Source organism: Deltaproteobacteria bacterium (assembly GCA_016180855.1).
Lineage (GTDB): Bacteria > UBA10199 > UBA10199 > JACPAL01 > JACPAL01 > JACPAL01.
This window is the reverse complement of sequence record JACPAL010000025.1, coordinates 1-16987: the sequence shown is the minus strand read 5'-3', so window position 1 is coordinate 16987 and position 16987 is coordinate 1. Positions and strand designations below refer to the sequence as shown.

The window sequence follows — 16987 nt, the reverse complement described above, 5'->3', positions numbered from 1 at the left end:
CTCCCAACTCTCGGGTCACAACTCGAATGAATTTGTTGCCGATAATAAAGCTGTAATGGCGAAAGTCCCGGTGAAACAACGCTTTCTTTATGAAGGGAACGGCCAGCTCCCGGTCTGCAACCATAACACGGGAGAATGCACAATTGTTGACTACAAGAATCGAGACGGTACCTACAACGAGAAGGCTCAGGAGGAAGCAGACCACGCCTTTGGAATTCCATCTGGAAGTCATGAGCACTACTCCCTACGATTGGTCGCCCTCCTGGATCATCTCCAGGATCACTTTCAGGCCGACCATTATGAAACAATCTCTTCCTACAGAGACTTCCTGCATAACCTGGCCTTGAGAGCTTCCGGACGACCGGCCGTACAAACAAGCCTGCACCTCGATGGCATGGCGACCGACGGTTTTTTCCCCGGTGTGGATGCCAGAACGGTTTGGAATTACCTCCGTGAATTACGCAACGGAGGGGCAGGGTACTATTACCAGGATCGAGAAGGTCGGAGAAAGGGAAGAATCGATTCTTTTCATGTCGACATTGGACCAGCCCGTTTTTGGTCCAAGGTCGTTACAAATACCAAACAACATCCAAAAGACAACCAAGGCGGTACAATCGACTTCTCGCCAGGAAATAATTTTTATCTGCTCGCCAGAACCGATCGTGATATTTATCGCCCGGGAGAGCAGGTTGTTGTCAAATTAGCGCGAGCTGGATCCTATCCCATCTATTTCAGGGGTGAGTTTCGCCTCATGCGGGGAGAACAAGAAATGGGGATCTATTCCTTTGGAGAAACAGCTCCTTCCATTGAAGTTATTGATGAACCAGAGGAAAGAATCTTCAGCTGGACAATTCCAAAAGATTTTGTTCCTTCAGAGGAGATATCGATTGAAATTCGATTGATCGGCGGGCACGAACAGAAAACACCAAGGGTCTTGCGATCCAATTCTTTTCACATTATAGATCGCTGACAGATGTCTGAAGCTCAGGAGAGTTGAAATGAGCTTTTTTAAAGCGACCTGGTACCTGCGCCTCTTCGGATTGATCAAGGTACCACTCATCTTTTTGGTTCGGCCAAAGGTTCTTGATCTCTCCGAGAAACGTTGCGAGATCCGGATTCCATTGAACTATCTGACACGAAACCATTTCAAATCGATGTATTTTGGAACACTCGCGATCGGCGCCGACTGTGCCGGTGGACTCATGACGATGAGCCTAATTAAAAAGAGCGGAAAGAATATCTCCATCATCTTCAAGGATTACAAGGCAGAATTTCTGAAAAGGGCGGAGGCCGATACCCATTTTATCTGCGAAGAGGGAGAGAAGATCCATCAGCTGATTGAGGAAACAATCCGAACCGGTGAACGAGTCAGTCAACCAATCAACATGACCGCCACCTGTCCTAAAAAATTTGGGCCAGAGCCGGTGGCGCGATTCGTTTTGACGCTTTCTCTAAAAATCACCTCCTAGCGCTCGTTCGATCAATACTGACAACCAAATAGCTGCCTTACCGATACCTCTATGGTATGTTTCACGACGCCGATTTAATCAGAAGAGGTCAGCTCAGGGAAGCTGCCTGCCTCTTGCGAGAAGATGTCAACAAAATCCGTCAAGATCATCAATTACCAGACAGAGAAAAGAAGAGAGGATTGGAACGGCGATATAACCACTTTTTGGATACCTATCAAAAAAATTATCCTGAGATTGACCTGGGGTTACAGGAGGGACGAATCACCCACAGACCGCCGTATATTGAAGGGCTCATGGAACGTACAAATTATGATAATCATGCCGCCCTATGGGCGACCCTGGAGGATGTGGCCAAATCCACGGAGGCAATGAACGTTGATTATTGCTGGACTGGATCCGGAATATCAGCTGCTTTTCTCTTCTCTTGGCTTTTTGTCTCGAGCCACCTTTCAGAAAAAAACAGGAGCCACCGATTTTGGTCCTTTATCATAGGGACCGGTCTACCAATGACAGATCGATCCATACCATTTCTCAGTCTTGTACGTGGGGCTATGGCAGTGACAGCCCCTTCAGCCTTGATGGGTCTGGCAATCTATCGGTCTTTTAAAGACCGGGTGACTGTTTTACCGCCCCTTTCAACAGAGGGGTGCTTAAAGACAGAACAGGACAACAAAAAACATTTGCGGGTGGGGGACGGATAAGTTAATCCCCCATCTAATGAAATTTCGCACCGAATCTGATTCGATGGGAGAGATCAAAATCCCTGACGAATCTCTCTATGGTGCCTCCACCCAGAGGGCTGTCGAGAATTTTAAAGTCTCACAGAGGAGGTTTGACCGACAATTTATCCAGGCCTTAGGGCTGATCAAGTGGGCGGCCGCTCGTACCAATGAAGATCTCAAAAAAATCGATTCAAAACTTGCTAAAGTAATTGCGAACAAGGCGTTGGAAGTCGCCGAGGGAAAACACGACAGGCATTTTATTCTGGATATCTATCAGACCGGTTCCGGCACCTCTACCAACATGAATGCTAACGAGGTGATCGCCAACCTCGCCAATCCCGAGCTGGGTGGTTCCATCGGTTCTAAAAAGCCGGCGCATCCCAACGACCATGTCAACAAGGGACAATCCTCCAACGACGTGATTCCCACCGCCATTCATGTCGGGGCCGCTATTGGTGTCGCTAAGGGATTGATTCCTGGATTGAAAAAGCTTGAGGATTCCCTTTCCAAAAAGTCAAAAGAATTTAGGGACCTCATCAAGGTGGGCCGAACGCATCTGCAGGATGCAACCCCCATCACATTGGGACAGGAGTTTTCCGGTTATGCCTCCCAGATCACCCATGGAATAGTCCGGCTGGAAAAAATCTTGCCAGACCTCCTCGAGCTTGCCATCGGAGGGACAGCCGTTGGGACCGGGATCAATACAGATCCAAAATTTGCGGAAAAGGTCTGCAACTATCTTTCGGAAAAGACAGGGTTGAAGTTTTACGAGGCCAAAAATCACTTCGAGGCCCAGGCCGCAAAAGATGCCTGTGTCTTTGCCAGTGGGGCCCTCAAGACAATCGCCGTTTCTTTGATGAAGATTGCTAACGACCTCCGTTGGCTCTCTTCGGGTCCTCGTTGCGGCATCGGTGAGATTCTCTTGTCAGAACTGCAACCGGGTTCCTCAATCATGCCGGGAAAGGTGAACCCCGTCATTCCAGAGTCGGTCATGCAGGTTGCGGCCCAGGTTCAGGGGAACGATCTGGCAGTCCAACTGGGCGCCCAACATGGAAACTTTGAACTAAACGTCATGATGCCACTGATTGCCGGAAATCTTTTTGAATCGATTGAACTGCTTACGACTGCCAGTGTCATGCTAGCTGAAAAGTGCGTGGACGGTATCATGGCCAATCAGGAACGCTGCGAGGAGCTCCTGGAGAAAAGCCTGATGTTGGTAACCAATCTGAACCCAGTGATCGGCTATGACAAGGCGGCCCAACTTGCCAAGAAGGCCTACAAAGCCAATAAGACGATTCGGGAACTCCTGCTCGCCGAAAAGATCCTCTCTGAGGCAGAAATCAACAAACACCTTGATCCCAAGAGAATGCTGGCTCCAAAATAAGACCTATGGGCACCTCGAAAAATTTGGGTCATTAGAGGTCCCTCCTATGAAGCTTTCCGGTTTCAAGGTTCTTACGTTTGACTGTTATGGAACTCTCATCGATTGGGAAACAGGGATCCTGAATGCCTTGCAATCTATTGCAAAGAAAAAAGGTCTCTTGGAACAAAAAGAAAAGATCCTGGAGACATTTGCCAAGCATGAAAATAGACAGGAAATTGAAACCCCTGGCATGCGTTATTCAGATCTGTTGGCTCTGGTGTATAGAAGGATAGCAGGTGAATGGAACATCGATGTCAGTAACAAAGAAGCAGAAAATTTTGGAGGCTCCGTTCCAAGCTGGCCTGCCTTTTCAGATACGGTAGAGGCCCTTCAATATCTCAAGCGACACTACAAACTCGTTATTTTATCGAATGTTGATCAGGCGAGTTTTTCAGGGAGCAACAAACGGTTAGGAGTAAAATTTGATGCTATTTATACCGCAGAAGAGATCGGTTCCTATAAGCCTGATCCTAAAAATTTTGAATACATGTTGCGGAAACTTGAGACTCTTGGTTTCACCCGATCAGAAATATTGCATACCGCTCAAAGTCTTTTTCATGACCATGTTCCAGCCAAGGAGTTTGGTTTGACCACCGCGTGGATTGATCGACGTCATGGCCAAAAGGGATCCGGCGCAACCCCCCCACCCCCCCAAAATGTTAAAGTCGATTTTCATTTCAAGAGCTTGGCAGAATTTGTAGAGAAACATCGGACAGAAGTTAAGTCAGATACCGTGTTAGCGGATGCCGTGACTGCCTAAAACAACGCTATTTCGAATCTTACTTGTCAAACACAAAACAAGGTGGTTTAAAGGCGCCCATGTTGCGCACCAACGAAAAACAGCTCGTTGAATTTGCCCTTCAGGGTTCGATTATCCCACCACTCTGTTTTGGTTGGGAGATAACGCGCCGGGGAGAGGGAAAGATCTACCCCTCTGTTGGTGGAATCACCTACAACGTCAAGATTGGTGACTCAGTTTTCGGTTTTGAGTCGGATCACATCGAACCAGGCGTCTCCTGTATTTCCGGTGGTTTTAATGACCGCCGGACATCAAATCCAAACTTAAGTTTTAATGCGTTTAGCTGCATTGGTAACGAAGCAACCCTCATCTCCGGTGCTGCCAAGGGGAAAAAGGGGGTCGTAACCGGTCATCATGGTGGTGTGGAACATGTCCTGATCGATTTCCCCAGCCCGGTTTTGCAAAAACTGACTTACGATGACAAAATTTTGATCCGGGGAGTAGGACAAGGACTCAAGCTACTCGATTATCCAGAGGTAACGATTACCAGTCTTGATCCGAAACTTCTCAAAAAAATACCCATTCAAACTATCAAAAGGAGACGGTCGCTAGCTCGGGCGCAGCAAGCAGCGCCCCTACTACAAATTCCGGTGGTGGCTACTGTCCCGGCAGAGTTGATGGGGTCAGGCTTAGGGCACAACGATTCATTCAAGGGAGATTACGATATCCAGACAAGTGATCCTTCCGTTTTGAAGAAATATGGTCTTGAAAATCTCCGCTTTGGTGATTTTGTGGCGATCATCGATCACGAATCGACCTTTGGCTGGTCCTACAAGAAGGGGGCGGTCTCGATCGCCGTTGTTGTGCACGGAAACTCTCATCTGGCAGGTCATGGCCCCGGCGTTCAAACGGTTATGACATCACGGGAAGGACTGATAACTCCCTTAAAAGACCGACGAGCCAATATCGGTCACTATTTGCGGATAGGGCGACCGCACTAAATCGAATTTCTCATTTTGATCACCCAAATATCATTTTGATAATAATTCAAGTGAGGGGGCTTTCTTATCTGGCTGTAATTGTTTGATATTTTTTATTGGATCCACTGCCGATGTGGCATGCGGTTTGCGTTAACTCCTACCAGTAGGCAACAATGCAGCCCTATCGTTTTATCAAGGAGAGAGCCCCTTCCCTATTTTTTCACTTTTTTGTCTCTCTCGTTCTTCTACTAGTAAGCCCCCGGGGGAATGCAGGTCCAAATACGAAGATCATAAGTCCCCTCAAAAAACTGCCCGTCTCTTGCAGTATGATTGCTGATAACATCAAGGAACATTGTTGTGACACACCTTCCATAAAAGCGGTCAAAGATAAAAAACCGGTCCAAAAAGCCGATCCCAGAATAAGAACAATCACGACGACCGATTGCTTGGGGGATCATTACGTCATCCAATGTATTGATACGACGGGTTCTCCTACAAACCCTACCGGAACAGCAACAAAAAGAAGCGATATAACGGGGGAGAGACCGGACCCCTCCGAAAGATCAACCCAGTGCAGACAATATGAAGAGGAGTACCGAAAGAACAAATGTCGGGAAGAGATCCAATGCCCCGATACCCCCGCCGGCGGTACCGTTGTTGCGCTTCCCCCTTGCGAGGATCTGCAGGGGTTTTGGAGACCGACCGATCCCCATCAAAATCAGCCATCCCATCATCAGCAGCCAACACCTCCCAACTGCCCACAGTTCAAGGATCCTGAAATCAGTGTCTCGTTTGAGCCAAGCAGCTCCGACGTTGCCTATCCGTTCGACGAAGATGACGATCCGGACAATGTCTACACCGATGATGTTCCAGGTATCCTGACCGAGATACCGGAAGAGGATCGGCATCAGATTGTTCCGGTGATGCGCCTGGAGGTCCCCGCCAATTCGAGTCGTTATTGGATCGCACGTTCCGCCTTCCGGTCGGCGCTCTCAGAACTTCCCTCAACCGCCACAAACGAAATGGGAGACGCCTATGAATGCGACGAACAGGACCTGTCCTGTGAAATCAGGCCGCTCCGTATTCTCGATCTTCGTGAGGTCGTTCGGGATGCCCTGGGAGAGACGATCGATACGGATGTTGAGTATGATGGACTAAGGGCGTTCCACATTGAGGGACTGAGGTATGATGGGGGCTGGATCAAGGTCCGTTGGTACGGTGACCTCACAGCCACCTCGGAAGAGGAATGGGGCTTCGACCTCAAAGAAGAGACCCGTCTTAACTACCTACCAACTCACTCCCCCGTGCATGACTACACAACAACAACAGAAAAGTCGCCGCTTCCTTACACAGAGCTGATCGCCGATATCCCCTCCAGTGTCTGTGACGATGCAGAGGGAATGCCTGAGAATGGCCTTTACTACAGTTACAAAAAACCTTTTTTTGGTGCCTGCAACAGCTCTTCGGATAGGACCCAGAATTACCATCTCATGGACGAAGTGGTCCGTCCCATCGATCCCCTTCCTCTGGAAACGGTTCTGCAGGAGAGTGAAAGTGCCGGTGCCTCAGCGCTCTCAACGCCGCTTCGGTGCCACAATGATCCCTTCGTCTCGAACGACCCCCTCATTGCCGTTGATGTTGCACCGGAGAACATTGCCCTTGTAGTACCTGTTTCCGCCATCACGACCGGGCTTTCGGAGGCCGAGTCTACGGCATTTCAGGACAAGGTCTCCCGCTTTGGTTGCACTGGCCATGACTTCGTTTTTCGGAATGACCTCCCCGGTCTGTGGGCCCCTCCCTCGAGTGGCACAATCCCCTTCGCCAGCTCAAGCTGGAGATTTGAACAGTACATTGTTTCTGCTGCTGGGGTCGATTTTGCCACCAAACTCAATCTCGGAAAATTCAACCTTAATCTTCGGGCTGGTACATTGACAGTGGAATTCCGCATCCTTGTTGAGATCTCTGAGTGGCTCCGTCAGCGCTGGTGGGGATGGCTCATCGGGTGGATCGTCCGATGGGTGGAAATTATTATCTCCGGTTTGGTAACGGTCATTGCTAATCAGCTCAACATCCTGCTCCTTTGGACCCTCCCCAGTGATTACGAAGTCGATCTCGATAACATGACCGCCAATATTCATGGCGCCCTAAGACAGATCCAGCCTTACGAAACAGCAGACTCTGAAGTTGAACTGAATGGAGTTGGAATAGGAGTCCGCCGCTTGATCACGAGTACCCCCTCCGTGGAAGAACCGTCGATCGGCTACAGCTGGAGTTTTGACGGTTGTTCCGACGCCTTTGAGGCGTTTGGAGACTTTCGTCTGGTTGAAGGTCTTCGTGAATTCTTTGGTGGATGTGTCCTGGAACAGGCAGAGAATGTTGTCCGATTCGCTACAGCACCGATCGTCATGACATTCATCGAATTGGGTGATTGGCTCTTTGATTTGGGGGATGAAATTGCCGAGGCGATCAACAAAACAGTCATTGATGAAGCAGACAATATCCAAAACGAAAATGATTTAGCCGGTCTTTTGAATAAAACGGTCAAAAATTTCTACTATGAAAGCCAATATCTCAGTGAAGAGGAGATTGAGACCTCCGATTCCAGTTTGGCAGTGAATCGTCTCCCGTTTCCTTACCACCAGCTCTGTTCACTCGCCGGACCGAGTTCGGGTGCCTGTGATGCCACAGAGCTTCTTGCGGGTGGACCTTTAAAACCAAGTTTTAGAATCACCCGCATCGGGGCTAAAACCCACTACCGAAGTTACGACGACTTCACCACCTACCTTGAAGCAGGAGGACTGTTCGACTTTAACTTTCCACCGGTCCGGTTCTGTCAGGCGGGCGACAATCCTCCTGCAACCGGTCTTCTCAGCCAGGGAGAAATTGATCTTTACACCTCCTTTGATGAAATCAAAACGGAGGAGGGAGAAAATTGGAAAAACCAATGTGCCTACTTCCTGGATACTACGGTGGATGGTTGCATGCTCATGAGGGCCCCTGACCCCCTGTCCAGCATCCTGTTCTCGATGGCGGTCGCTCCGACCGTACAAACTGTTTTCCTCATCAATGAGGTCTTCTTCTGCCCCGATAGTCCCCGGTGCAACATCCAGCTTCCCTATATCAAAAAAAGGGCCAAGGCGGCGATCTGTTCTGCCTTGGCGGACGTATGGTTTCGTTATTCTGCCTCATCAGAGGGTCTACTTGAAGAAGAAAGCCACAATCTGTTGACAGCGCTGACAGGCGATAATCCCACAGAAAGGGAACTTGCTGCGCAAGCCCTTAAACAGGCGGGTGTCCCTGTTGCCGCCCGTATACGAATCCTTGGTTTTGCCAACTCCTGCCTCGAACCGTTTGAGGAGGCGGGCGGAACGATTCCCGATCAACTGGATGAAAACCCGTGTGGAGAAGGGGGGAGCACCGGTGAAATTTAAACTAATTCTCATTCTAATGACGCTCGTTTTAGTTGCCCTGGTCTATGACCAACTGAGACAATATCCAGAGGAGGGGGTCCAGAGGTATCTCCCGGTTAAAACAAGGCCGCTTGAGGAACGAAGAGGGGAAAGGAAACGCGCCGTTGCCGAGAAGGGACAAGAAATAAGCGGAACTCAGGAGGGAAAATTAGAAAAAAGAGGAGTTCCGATTTCACGTGTCTACGCCTCGCCAGACCAGCGAAACCTGCGGTTTCAGAAAAAGATGGATCAATTGAGAGAGCGACTTGCGAGAAAGGACCTAAAAGAGATACTCAGAAGCTATCAAAAAAGACGGGGGTAGGGATGAGACTCCTCGTCCTCAACTGGGGAGGCCAATCCCTTAAATATCCCGTTGAACCGGTGATGAATTACAACTCATTGAAATTGTTTGTTAAATTTAGCGCGTTTTTTTGATTTTTAGGCACGGAAAATGCTTCTCTAAGGTCAATTGATGATCAGGCCCATTCAAAATCAGGGGGCTCCCAGGACAGAAAAGGGACAGGAGACCAAAAATTGCCAGCCAATAACCAATCCGTTTGCCAAGACCTTGGGAAAGGTTAAGGATCACAAGGTTAAAGAAGAGGTCTATTCTTCGGTGATCAAATCTTCAGCAAAATACAACCTCCCTCCAGAACTGATCCTCGCCGTTATCAAACAGGAAAGTGGATTTAAGCAGGGTGCAACCTCTCACTGCGGAGCGGCTGGAATGATGCAACTAATGCCGGAGACAGCTAAAGAGCTCGGTGTCACCAATCGTTACGATATCGGGCAGAATATTGATGGTGGGTGCAAGTACCTACGTGAAATGCTCGATCGATTCGACGGAAATCTAGACAAGGCGTTAGCTGCTTATAATGCCGGGCCTGGCAACGTCGAAAAACATGGCGGCATCCCTCCATTCGAGGAGACTCAAAATTATGTTGCCTCAATCAAAGCCCACATTCACGAATTAGGAGGAATGTCCGACAACCGTACCGCCACCTTCGCGGTCATTGATTCCATCGATCTCCAACTTCTCCCAGATCTATCAAGGCCCCATTCTCGATCGTCTGAAGCCGGCCCTGATTCTCTCTCCTTTTCCCAGTTAAGACGACGGGTCTAAAAAAGAAATAAGAGAGCTGGCTCATAAGCCGGGTTCTGTTTTTCAGATGACCATTCCTCTGGGACCGCCATCACTGACAGCCTCTAGCGATCAACCCCCCGCATCGCCCCTTTCGGAGACCCCGCCGGGTCAGCGGGTGGTGGGATGCGGTATGCTTGATCTTGCTCCAGGTGGGGTTTGCCGCGTTTCACTGGTTCGACTCGCTTATACTCGCTCACCACAGGCCTTTTAAGACCTGCCTTGAGCGAAGCCTCGAGGCTGAGTCGAAAGGCTCGTCTCTGTGGCACTTTCCATCGCCTTGCGACGTCAGGCCGTTAGCCTGCACCATGCCCTGTGGAGCCCGGACTTTCCTCTGGTTAACCAGTAGCCATCCGGCCAGCTCTCTTAAAATGTAAAAGATCAATAGTTCTCGTCAATCGCCCGATTGGCGAGGCGATCGGCTTCCTTATTAAGACTTCGATCAATATGCTTTATAGAATATTTTTCAAATTCCCTCAAGAGACGGACTGCCTCCTGAAAGAGCGGTTTGAGTCCTTCGTTCTTGACCCGATATTCCCCGCTCAACTGACGCACCATCAATTCGGAGTCAGCCTGAATCTCAATCTCGGTCGCCTTCAGTTCACGCGCCTTCCTTAGCCCCAAAAGGAGTGCCTCATACTCAGCAACATTATTGGTCGTCTCTCCCAGATAGGAGGTCAGCTCCTCAACCACACGACCCTCTCCATCAAAAAGAACAGCCCCGGCACCGGCCGGACCCGGATTACCACGAGCGGCACCATCCGTGCAAAGCCTGAGACGACGGGGCATAAGATTCAAATCTCAAAGAAGCCGAACGCCTTCAAAAGACGCTTCTCCTCGCGAGGAGAGAGGCGGGCCAGAAGATTCCTTGTTTCATCCGAGAATGATTCTCTTGAAGGAGGCACATCTGATTCCATTTTTTCCTGGACAGCCTCCTCACGAAGCTGAACCGCCAGCTCCCGAAGGGCGGTACGAGTCTCCTCCAGTGAGAAATCGGCACTAACAACTTGCTGCAGGCCATCCAGTTTTTCGTAGTCGGCAATCGCCCGGAGCACCTCGGCCAAAATCTCCTTGGGTAAAGAACGAATTTTCATGAAACACCTCCTCCTAAACATAAAATACGATGACACGATGGACAGGAATAAACTTTTTGGAATCTCTGCAGCTCAATAAATAACTGGGGGGGGAGACGCATATAACACCCTTCACAGGTCCCACTCGTCACAACAGCAATGGCATCCAGCCGAACCTTTTTAACCCTTTGGTACATCGCCAAGATAGGGGCCTCCAGAGAACTTAAGATGGACTCTCTCTGTTCCCGAAAATTTTTGGTCTCCTCTTCAACGGTTTTTTGCTCCTCTTGCAAATCATTGAGTTCTTTTTGAGCGGCCTCCTGTTCCGAGAGAAGTGCCGGGGCTTCCGTTTCAATCTCCTTGGCCAGTCCCTCGAGGGTCGTCATGAGGCCCAAGAGCTTGTTTTCCGCTTCAGAGATCCCCCTCTTCATCTCTCCAATTTCTTTAGTTGCCGCCTGATATTCCTTGTTGGTCTTGATGCTGTTTACCTTGACTTCAAATTCACTGAGCCGATTTTTGGCAAAGCTCAACTCTCCCTCAAGATCGCGACGCTGCTTTTCAAGCTCCGCCTGCTTCCCCTTTTTCCCCTCCAACAGTCTCTCTTTCTCGGCAAGACGATTCTTGATTTCAGCCTGCCTTGCAGGAACATGTCCCGTTCTTTTCAGGATCTGGTCTATTTTTTTATCGAGCAAAGAAAGTTCCAAAATCCTCTGAAGTTGGCCTTGAATCGACATAAAATCTCCTGTAAAACCGTTTTCGTTTAGGGCCTGTAGCTCAATTGGCAGAGCCCCCGGCTCATAACCGGGTCGTTGTAGGTTCAACTCCTACCGGGCCCATACGGATGTTGAGAAAAACCCATCTACTTCGTTGGTCGTTTCGGCGGCTCCTCGACGTACCTTGCAAGTACGCCTGCGTCGCGCCTCAACGACCTGTCTTGTATCTGGGCCTTTCTCAACATCCTCATTAACCCTCTTTAAACTACTCAGTCAGCAAAACTTCTTAATCTCTTGGCGCGGCTCGGGTGACGTAATTTTCTGAGTGCCTTGGCCTCAATCTGACGAATCCGTTCACGAGTTACGGAAAAATTTCGTCCCACCTCTTCCAACGTATGGTCCGACTTTTCCCCAATGCCAAAACGCATCCTCAAGACCTTCTCCTCACGCGGGGTTAGTGTTGCTAAAACCCTCTGGGTCTGTTCAGCGAGGTTCAGTCCCGTAACGGCATCCGAGGGGGTGGGAATTGATTTGTCCTCAATAAAATCTCCCAAATGACTGTCTTCCTCCTCACCAATCGGTGTCTCGAGCGAGATCGGCTCCTTCGCAATACGTAACACCTTACGAACTTTCTCCAATGGGAGCTCCATTTTTTCTGCGATCTCCTCGGGATTTGGTTCACGACCAAGATCCTGAACAAGATAACGAGACGTTCGAACCAGCTTGTTGATCGTCTCGATCATATGAACGGGGATTCGTATCGTACGCGCTTGATCGGCAATAGCACGCGTAATCGCCTGACGAATCCACCAAGTGGCATACGTGCTAAATTTGTAGCCCCTCTTGTATTCAAACTTGTCAACCGCCTTCATGAGACCGATATTGCCTTCCTGGATCAGGTCAAGAAACTGAAGCCCACGGTTGGTATATTTTTTGGCAATGCTCACCACGAGCCGTAGATTGGCCTCTACCAGCTCACTTTTTGACTGCTCCGCAAAATTCTCTGCCCGGCGGATATTGTGGATCGCCTTGGTCAGTTCTTCGTAGCTTCCTCCAAAAAGTCTTTCCGCTTCACGCCTCTTTTTTGCTGCCTGGCGATATTGCTCGACAATCGGATCCAGTTCTTCCCACTCCAGTTTAAGCTCCTGAGCCACTTTCCGACGAAGGTAGGGACTCTTTCGAAATCGGCTAATCGTATCCTCCATCTCCTCTTCATGAAGTCCCAATTTTCGCCGGATTCCTTCCTGAATCTTGTTCTGCTCCTCAACATCTTCCTTGAAGGTCGTAAGCCGTCCAATCAGGGCATCGATTGTCTTCTTATTGAGACGCATCTCTTTCAAGGCGTTGATAATCTCTTCCCTTGCTATATTCGCCAGCTCTTCTTCTTTTTTTCTATTTTCAAGACGGAGGCGCTCGTTTCTGGCGCGGATCAATTTTTTACGATAAAGGGTTGCCGCACTTCGTACACGACTCATAAGTTTTAAAACCTTGAGTCGATATTCTGATTCATCCAGCCCTTCTCCCTCTTCAATGTCATCGAAGTCTTTGACAATCTCGGCCACACGAATCTTGCTTTTCGAAAGCCGGTCTCCCATCGACAAAAACTCATCCAGACCAATCGGAGTTCCAAGCAGTATTCGAAGGACTTCATCCTCTCCTTGTTCGATCTTTTTGGCAATTTCTACTTCTCCCTCGCGAGTCAAAAGCGGAACGGTGCCCATCTTGCGCAGATAAAGACGGACCGGATCCGTGGAGCGCACCGTGGCATCAACCTCAACAGGCGCTTTCTCCTCCTCTTCCGGTAAAACCGCTTTGGTGGCTGGAGTGGCTGACTCAGACTCAGATGGCTTTTTAGTAAGGAGTTTTCCCTCTTCTTCGTCGTCGACGACCGAGATATCCATCTCATCAAACATCGTGAGGACATCGTCGAGTTGGTCGGGTGAAACAACATCATCCGGAAGGGCGTCGTTAACCTCTTCGTAGGTGAGAAAACCTTTCTCTTTTCCTAAATGAATTAGGTGTTCGACTTCTTTAATCTCTTTTTTCTCCATAACCTCTCTCTTTTCAAAAATTAATGTCTTGTTCCTGTTTCCCTTAAAAGTGTGTTCTTACGCTCCAACAGGGCCTGAATACGAACGGTGTCATTGAGTCTCTGTGCCTCCTGGACCTCATGTGAAATCTCTTTAAGCAACTCCTGCAGCCGAATTTTTTGAAAACGCTTAACGCATTCCAGTCCAGCCTCTTCCTCCAATTCCTCCCATTTCTCAGCCCCAACAGCCAACTCACTCAAAAGGGCCTGAATAGCAGGAGAGGAATTTTGGCTCAAAATACGACTGACATCAAGGCCCCCATGACCCTCAAGATCTTCCCGAAAAAGTTCCCATAATTCCGCCAACGGGCGGCTCATAAAATCTTCTCCCTTAACCTGCTGGAGCAAGCTGGCGGGTGCGATCCTTCCCGATATCAGGAGCTCGACCAAAGCCCTCTCCACCGGGGGTGTCTCAACCCGATCTCTGTTCTCTTCGCCCGTTACAGGTGAAAAGTTGCTCCCTTTCTCAACCCTCCTTTGCCCACTTGCGAGTGACCTTGAAACCTCCTTCTCAACAAGGAGGGGTGGGAGGGTCGTCTTTTCGGCAACCTTCTGGATATAGAGACTTTTTTCAACATCCCCCTTGATCAGCGAAAGCAGGAAAGAAACCTCCCGCGCCATCTCTCCCGGGGCCTTTTTTAACCGTCCGGAATACCCCAAAATCTTCTCTATCTCGAGATCCAAAAGAGGAGGGGCCTCTTGAATCATCTTGGTCATCTTCTCAACCCCTTGGGAAAGCAGGAAGGAGTCCGGGTCGGAACCCGCAGGAAGCAGGACGGCCCGCGGAAAAACGGCCTGCGGAAGGAGGAGCTCCAAGCCGCGACGCCTCGCCTTTTCACCGGCCAGATCACCATCAAAAAAAAGAATAAAACGAGAGGTGTACCGACATAGAATTTTAATCTGCTGCTCCGTCAGTGCCGTCCCGAGCGGGGCCACAACATTGCGAAGCCCTTCCTGATGAAGACGGAGGAGGTCAAAGTTTCCCTCCACGAGGATCACCTCATCTTTTTCCCGGATTGCATTTTTTGCGAGGTTCAGTCCCAAAAATGACTCTCGCTTATTGTAGAGGGCCGACTCAGAAGAGTTGAGATATTTCGGCCCTCCCTCAGGATCCAGGGTTCTTCCGCTAAAACCAAGGATTTTCCCATCGGGAGAAACAACGCTAAAGATTAACCGGTTACGAAAAAAATCGTAATAACCATCGTTCCCTTTTCGGACGAGGCCGAGAGACTCCGCTTTCTCCAGGGGAACTTTTTTTGATTCCAGAAAATGGGTTAGTTCCCGACCTTCGCGTGGTGCATAGCCAAGAAGGAATTCCCGGACCATTTCGGGTCGGGTCGATCTTTGATCCAGATAAGCACGTGCGTCGGCACCCCGTTTTTGATCCTGAAGGGATTCAAAGAAAAATCGCGCCGCGAGGCGGTTGATCCGGAGAAGCAATTCCTTCTGCTTCTTCCTTTCCAAATGTTCTCCTTTTTCTTCGGGACGCGACTCCAGTGCGATTCCAAAACGCTCCGCCAGTTTTTCGACGATCTCCGGAAAAGGGAGCCCTTCATATTTTCCCAAAAAGGAGAAGACATTTCCCCCCATGTGACATCCAAAACAGTGAAATATCTGTTTCTCCGCACTGACCATAAAGGAGGGGGTCTTTTCAGAATGAAACGGACAGAGGCCGCGAAAATTCCTCCCCGCCCGCTTGAGGGGAATTTTCTCGCCAATGATCTGAACAATATCCGACGCTGCGCGAACCCTGTCCAGGTCCGCCTCTGAAAAGAATGCCATGTTATTTCAAAAGTTCTTTAACCACTGAGCTGACAAGAGAGCCGTCAGCCTTCCCAGCCAGATCGGCCATCACCACCTTCATGACCTTTCCCATCTCCTTTGCAGACTGGGCCCCCGTAGAAGCAATTACTTCGCGAACCTTGCTCATCACCTCTTCTTTGGTCAGTTGGGGAGGCAGAAACGATTGCAAAATCTCCAGCTCCCTCTTCTCCTTTGCCACAAGATCGTTACGCCCCCCTTGTTCATACTTCTCTATCGCCTCACGCCGCTGTTTGCACAAGGAGTTCAGAACGGAATAGACGTCGGCCAACTCGAGCTCTTTCTCCTTCCCTTTTTCGATACAGCGATATTTCAGGGCAGAGATCACCATCCGGATCGTGTCAAGCCTTACCTGATCCCTCGCCTTGGCCGCCTCAATCTGGGCCTTCTTCAGACTTTCCTGGATATCTAAGAGAGCCAAAAATCCCTCCGTCCCTTCTTCAAAGCACGCTTACGCGCCGCAATCTGCTTCTTCTTCTTGCGAACAGAAGGTTTTTCATAATGTTCTCTTTTGCGGACCTCAGTAAGGATTCCAGCCTTTTCGCATTGGCGTTTGAAGCGCCGAACTGCCACCTCTAAAGGCTCTCCTTCTCTGACTTTAATGCTCGTCACTTTGGGTGAACACCCCCTTAAAAAAATAATAAAAACAACGTGTTAAAAACATAAAAAGTCGCGGGATAGTAGGCCCTGGGAAGTTCTATTGTCAAGCGAAAGATGACCAGATCAACCAATTACGGACTGCAACCTGCACTCGCATATGTTCCACTACAAGAGGCACCGACGGTATTGCTGCCGACCATTCCATTACAAGATGGATCCGCGGTGGTAATCGTCAAGGTCTCGGTTACCGTAGTACACCCTAGAGGAGAAAGAGAACCCGCAAAGGTTTGTGAATAGCTAATACCGCAAGCTATGCTGTACAACCTCGTCGTCGTTACTGACCATGTCGTGGCTGTCTTTATGCCCGTCCCCGTTGTCGCATCACCAGCAGTGGGGACACCTGGACCTGGTTCTCCGAAGGAACTAGATAAGGCATTCGTTATCGGAATCGAGGCCAAAAAACTGCTCGCCGTCTGACTTGAGATCGTCATCGTGGCGGTCCCCCCCGCATCACCAACATCAAAAATAGGACATGTATCTGCCGTGATTGAACCCCTTGTCACCGTAAACGTCGACGGAAGATTAACAGATTGCTGTTGTTGCTGCTGCGAAGAACAATCACTCGCACAGGTCGTTGTTGTCTCCCCTCTAGCTGCCTGACAGCTCCCATCCCCACAATAACCGCCTCCCCCGGCAACACTCCCGCAATCCGACGGACAGTTCGTCGGTGACTCCGAACCGTTGCAAAGGGCATCCCCGCAGATCTCA

17 protein-coding genes, 1 tRNA gene and 1 other RNA gene are annotated in these 16987 nt (G+C 49.6%); 10 read left to right on the top strand and 9 right to left on the bottom strand.

Translation table 11 applies throughout. The features are described 5' to 3' along the window. The first annotated feature begins 70 nt into the window (after positions 1 to 70). The 9 genes from HYT77_10585 to HYT77_10545 all read left to right on the top strand — a co-directional run bounded on the left by HYT77_10585 (position 71) and on the right by HYT77_10545 (position 9905). Positions 71 to 970 (top strand): DUF882 domain-containing protein, encoded by a 900-nt coding sequence (locus tag HYT77_10585; GenBank protein ID MBI2068440.1) that lies wholly within the window; start codon positions 71 to 73, stop codon positions 968 to 970. 28 nt (positions 971 to 998) lie between these two features. Then, the gene (locus HYT77_10580) at positions 999 to 1469 is read left to right on the top strand and encodes a DUF4442 domain-containing protein (protein MBI2068439.1); all 471 of its coding nucleotides are present in this window, start codon (positions 999 to 1001) and stop codon (positions 1467 to 1469) included. Between the two features lie 56 nt (positions 1470 to 1525). After that, positions 1526 to 2170, top strand: a complete 645-nt coding sequence (locus HYT77_10575) for a hypothetical protein (protein ID MBI2068438.1) — start codon at positions 1526 to 1528, stop codon at positions 2168 to 2170. Positions 2171 to 2186: 16 nt separating this feature from the next. Beyond that, complete coding sequence (locus tag HYT77_10570; protein MBI2068437.1) at positions 2187 to 3575, top strand: class II fumarate hydratase; 1389 nt, start codon at positions 2187 to 2189, stop codon at positions 3573 to 3575. A gap of 46 nt (positions 3576 to 3621) precedes the next feature. Beyond that, complete coding sequence (locus HYT77_10565) at positions 3622 to 4374, top strand: haloacid dehalogenase type II (GenBank protein ID MBI2068436.1); 753 nt, start codon at positions 3622 to 3624, stop codon at positions 4372 to 4374. 59 nt (positions 4375 to 4433) lie between these two features. After that, positions 4434 to 5354, top strand: coding sequence for a DUF4438 domain-containing protein (locus tag HYT77_10560; GenBank protein MBI2068435.1), 921 nt, complete (start codon positions 4434 to 4436; stop codon positions 5352 to 5354). Positions 5355 to 5659: 305 nt separating this feature from the next. Next, complete coding sequence (locus HYT77_10555; GenBank protein ID MBI2068434.1) at positions 5660 to 8764, top strand: hypothetical protein; 3105 nt, start codon at positions 5660 to 5662, stop codon at positions 8762 to 8764. Further along, positions 8754 to 9104: a hypothetical protein gene (locus HYT77_10550; GenBank protein ID MBI2068433.1), complete on the top strand. Its 351-nt coding sequence runs from the start codon at positions 8754 to 8756 to the stop codon at positions 9102 to 9104. Before HYT77_10555 ends, HYT77_10550 begins: the two co-directional genes overlap by 11 nt. A gap of 150 nt (positions 9105 to 9254) precedes the next feature. Then, on the top strand, positions 9255 to 9905 hold the full coding sequence (locus tag HYT77_10545; GenBank protein ID MBI2068432.1) for a lytic transglycosylase domain-containing protein: 651 nt from the start codon (positions 9255 to 9257) through the stop codon (positions 9903 to 9905). Between the two features lie 8 nt (positions 9906 to 9913). On the opposite strand, the gene rnpB is transcribed toward HYT77_10545, so the two are convergent. From rnpB to HYT77_10525, 4 genes are all read right to left on the bottom strand, one after another. Then, positions 9914 to 10288: RNase P RNA component class A (rnpB, locus tag HYT77_10540), an RNA gene on the bottom strand. Between the two features lie 16 nt (positions 10289 to 10304). Further along, positions 10305 to 10712, bottom strand: coding sequence for a ribonuclease HI family protein (locus HYT77_10535; protein MBI2068431.1), 408 nt, complete (start codon positions 10710 to 10712; stop codon positions 10305 to 10307). Between the two features lie 5 nt (positions 10713 to 10717). Then, complete coding sequence (locus HYT77_10530; protein MBI2068430.1) at positions 10718 to 11017, bottom strand: hypothetical protein; 300 nt, start codon at positions 11015 to 11017, stop codon at positions 10718 to 10720. Continuing rightward, positions 11014 to 11730 carry a hypothetical protein gene (locus HYT77_10525; protein MBI2068429.1) on the bottom strand — a complete coding sequence of 239 codons (717 nt, stop codon included), beginning with the start codon at positions 11728 to 11730 and terminating at the stop codon, positions 11014 to 11016. The genes HYT77_10530 and HYT77_10525 overlap by 4 nt, the downstream gene beginning before the upstream one ends. Positions 11731 to 11759: 29 nt before the next feature. Between HYT77_10525 and HYT77_10520 the strand changes: the two genes are divergently transcribed. Next, positions 11760 to 11832: transfer RNA gene (locus tag HYT77_10520), tRNA-Ile, on the top strand. A 146-nt stretch (positions 11833 to 11978) separates the two neighbouring features. On the opposite strand, the gene rpoD is transcribed toward HYT77_10520, so the two are convergent. From rpoD to HYT77_10495, 5 genes are all read right to left on the bottom strand, one after another. After that, positions 11979 to 13760 (bottom strand): RNA polymerase sigma factor RpoD, encoded by a 1782-nt coding sequence (gene rpoD / locus HYT77_10515; GenBank protein MBI2068428.1) that lies wholly within the window; start codon positions 13758 to 13760, stop codon positions 11979 to 11981. 20 nt (positions 13761 to 13780) lie between these two features. Further along, entirely contained in the window at positions 13781 to 15580 is a 1800-nt protein-coding gene (locus HYT77_10510) for a DNA primase (protein MBI2068427.1), read from the bottom strand. A gap of 1 nt (position 15581) precedes the next feature. Next, a complete protein-coding gene (locus HYT77_10505; GenBank protein ID MBI2068426.1) occupies positions 15582 to 16025 on the bottom strand; it encodes a GatB/YqeY domain-containing protein in 444 nt (147 codons plus the stop codon). Between the two features lie 2 nt (positions 16026 to 16027). Further along, positions 16028 to 16231 (bottom strand): 30S ribosomal protein S21, encoded by a 204-nt coding sequence (locus HYT77_10500; GenBank protein MBI2068425.1) that lies wholly within the window; start codon positions 16229 to 16231, stop codon positions 16028 to 16030. 119 nt (positions 16232 to 16350) lie between these two features. Further along, the coding region (locus HYT77_10495; GenBank protein ID MBI2068424.1) for a hypothetical protein at positions 16351 to 16987 on the bottom strand (637 nt) is incomplete at its 5' end.

What these genes read in the sequence shown, in the direction of transcription:
- HYT77_10580 (MBI2068439.1), top strand. Translation starts at nt 999, where the DNA reads ATGAGCTTTTTTAAAGCGACCTGGTACCTGCGCCTCTTCGGATTGATC.
- HYT77_10575 (MBI2068438.1), top strand. Translation starts at nt 1,526, where the DNA reads ATGTTTCACGACGCCGATTTAATCAGAAGAGGTCAGCTCAGGGAAGCT.
- HYT77_10570 (MBI2068437.1), top strand. Translation starts at nt 2,187, where the DNA reads ATGAAATTTCGCACCGAATCTGATTCGATGGGAGAGATCAAAATCCCT.
- HYT77_10565 (MBI2068436.1), top strand. Translation starts at nt 3,622, where the DNA reads ATGAAGCTTTCCGGTTTCAAGGTTCTTACGTTTGACTGTTATGGAACT.
- HYT77_10560 (MBI2068435.1), top strand. Translation starts at nt 4,434, where the DNA reads ATGTTGCGCACCAACGAAAAACAGCTCGTTGAATTTGCCCTTCAGGGT.
- HYT77_10555 (MBI2068434.1), top strand. Translation starts at nt 5,660, where the DNA reads ATGATTGCTGATAACATCAAGGAACATTGTTGTGACACACCTTCCATA.
- HYT77_10545 (MBI2068432.1), top strand. Translation starts at nt 9,255, where the DNA reads ATGATCAGGCCCATTCAAAATCAGGGGGCTCCCAGGACAGAAAAGGGA.
- HYT77_10535 (MBI2068431.1), bottom strand. Translation starts at nt 10,712, where the DNA reads ATGCCCCGTCGTCTCAGGCTTTGCACGGATGGTGCCGCTCGTGGTAAT.
- HYT77_10530 (MBI2068430.1), bottom strand. Translation starts at nt 11,017, where the DNA reads ATGAAAATTCGTTCTTTACCCAAGGAGATTTTGGCCGAGGTGCTCCGG.
- HYT77_10525 (MBI2068429.1), bottom strand. Translation starts at nt 11,730, where the DNA reads ATGTCGATTCAAGGCCAACTTCAGAGGATTTTGGAACTTTCTTTGCTC.
- rpoD (MBI2068428.1), bottom strand. Translation starts at nt 13,760, where the DNA reads ATGGAGAAAAAAGAGATTAAAGAAGTCGAACACCTAATTCATTTAGGA.
- HYT77_10510 (MBI2068427.1), bottom strand. Translation starts at nt 15,580, where the DNA reads ATGGCATTCTTTTCAGAGGCGGACCTGGACAGGGTTCGCGCAGCGTCG.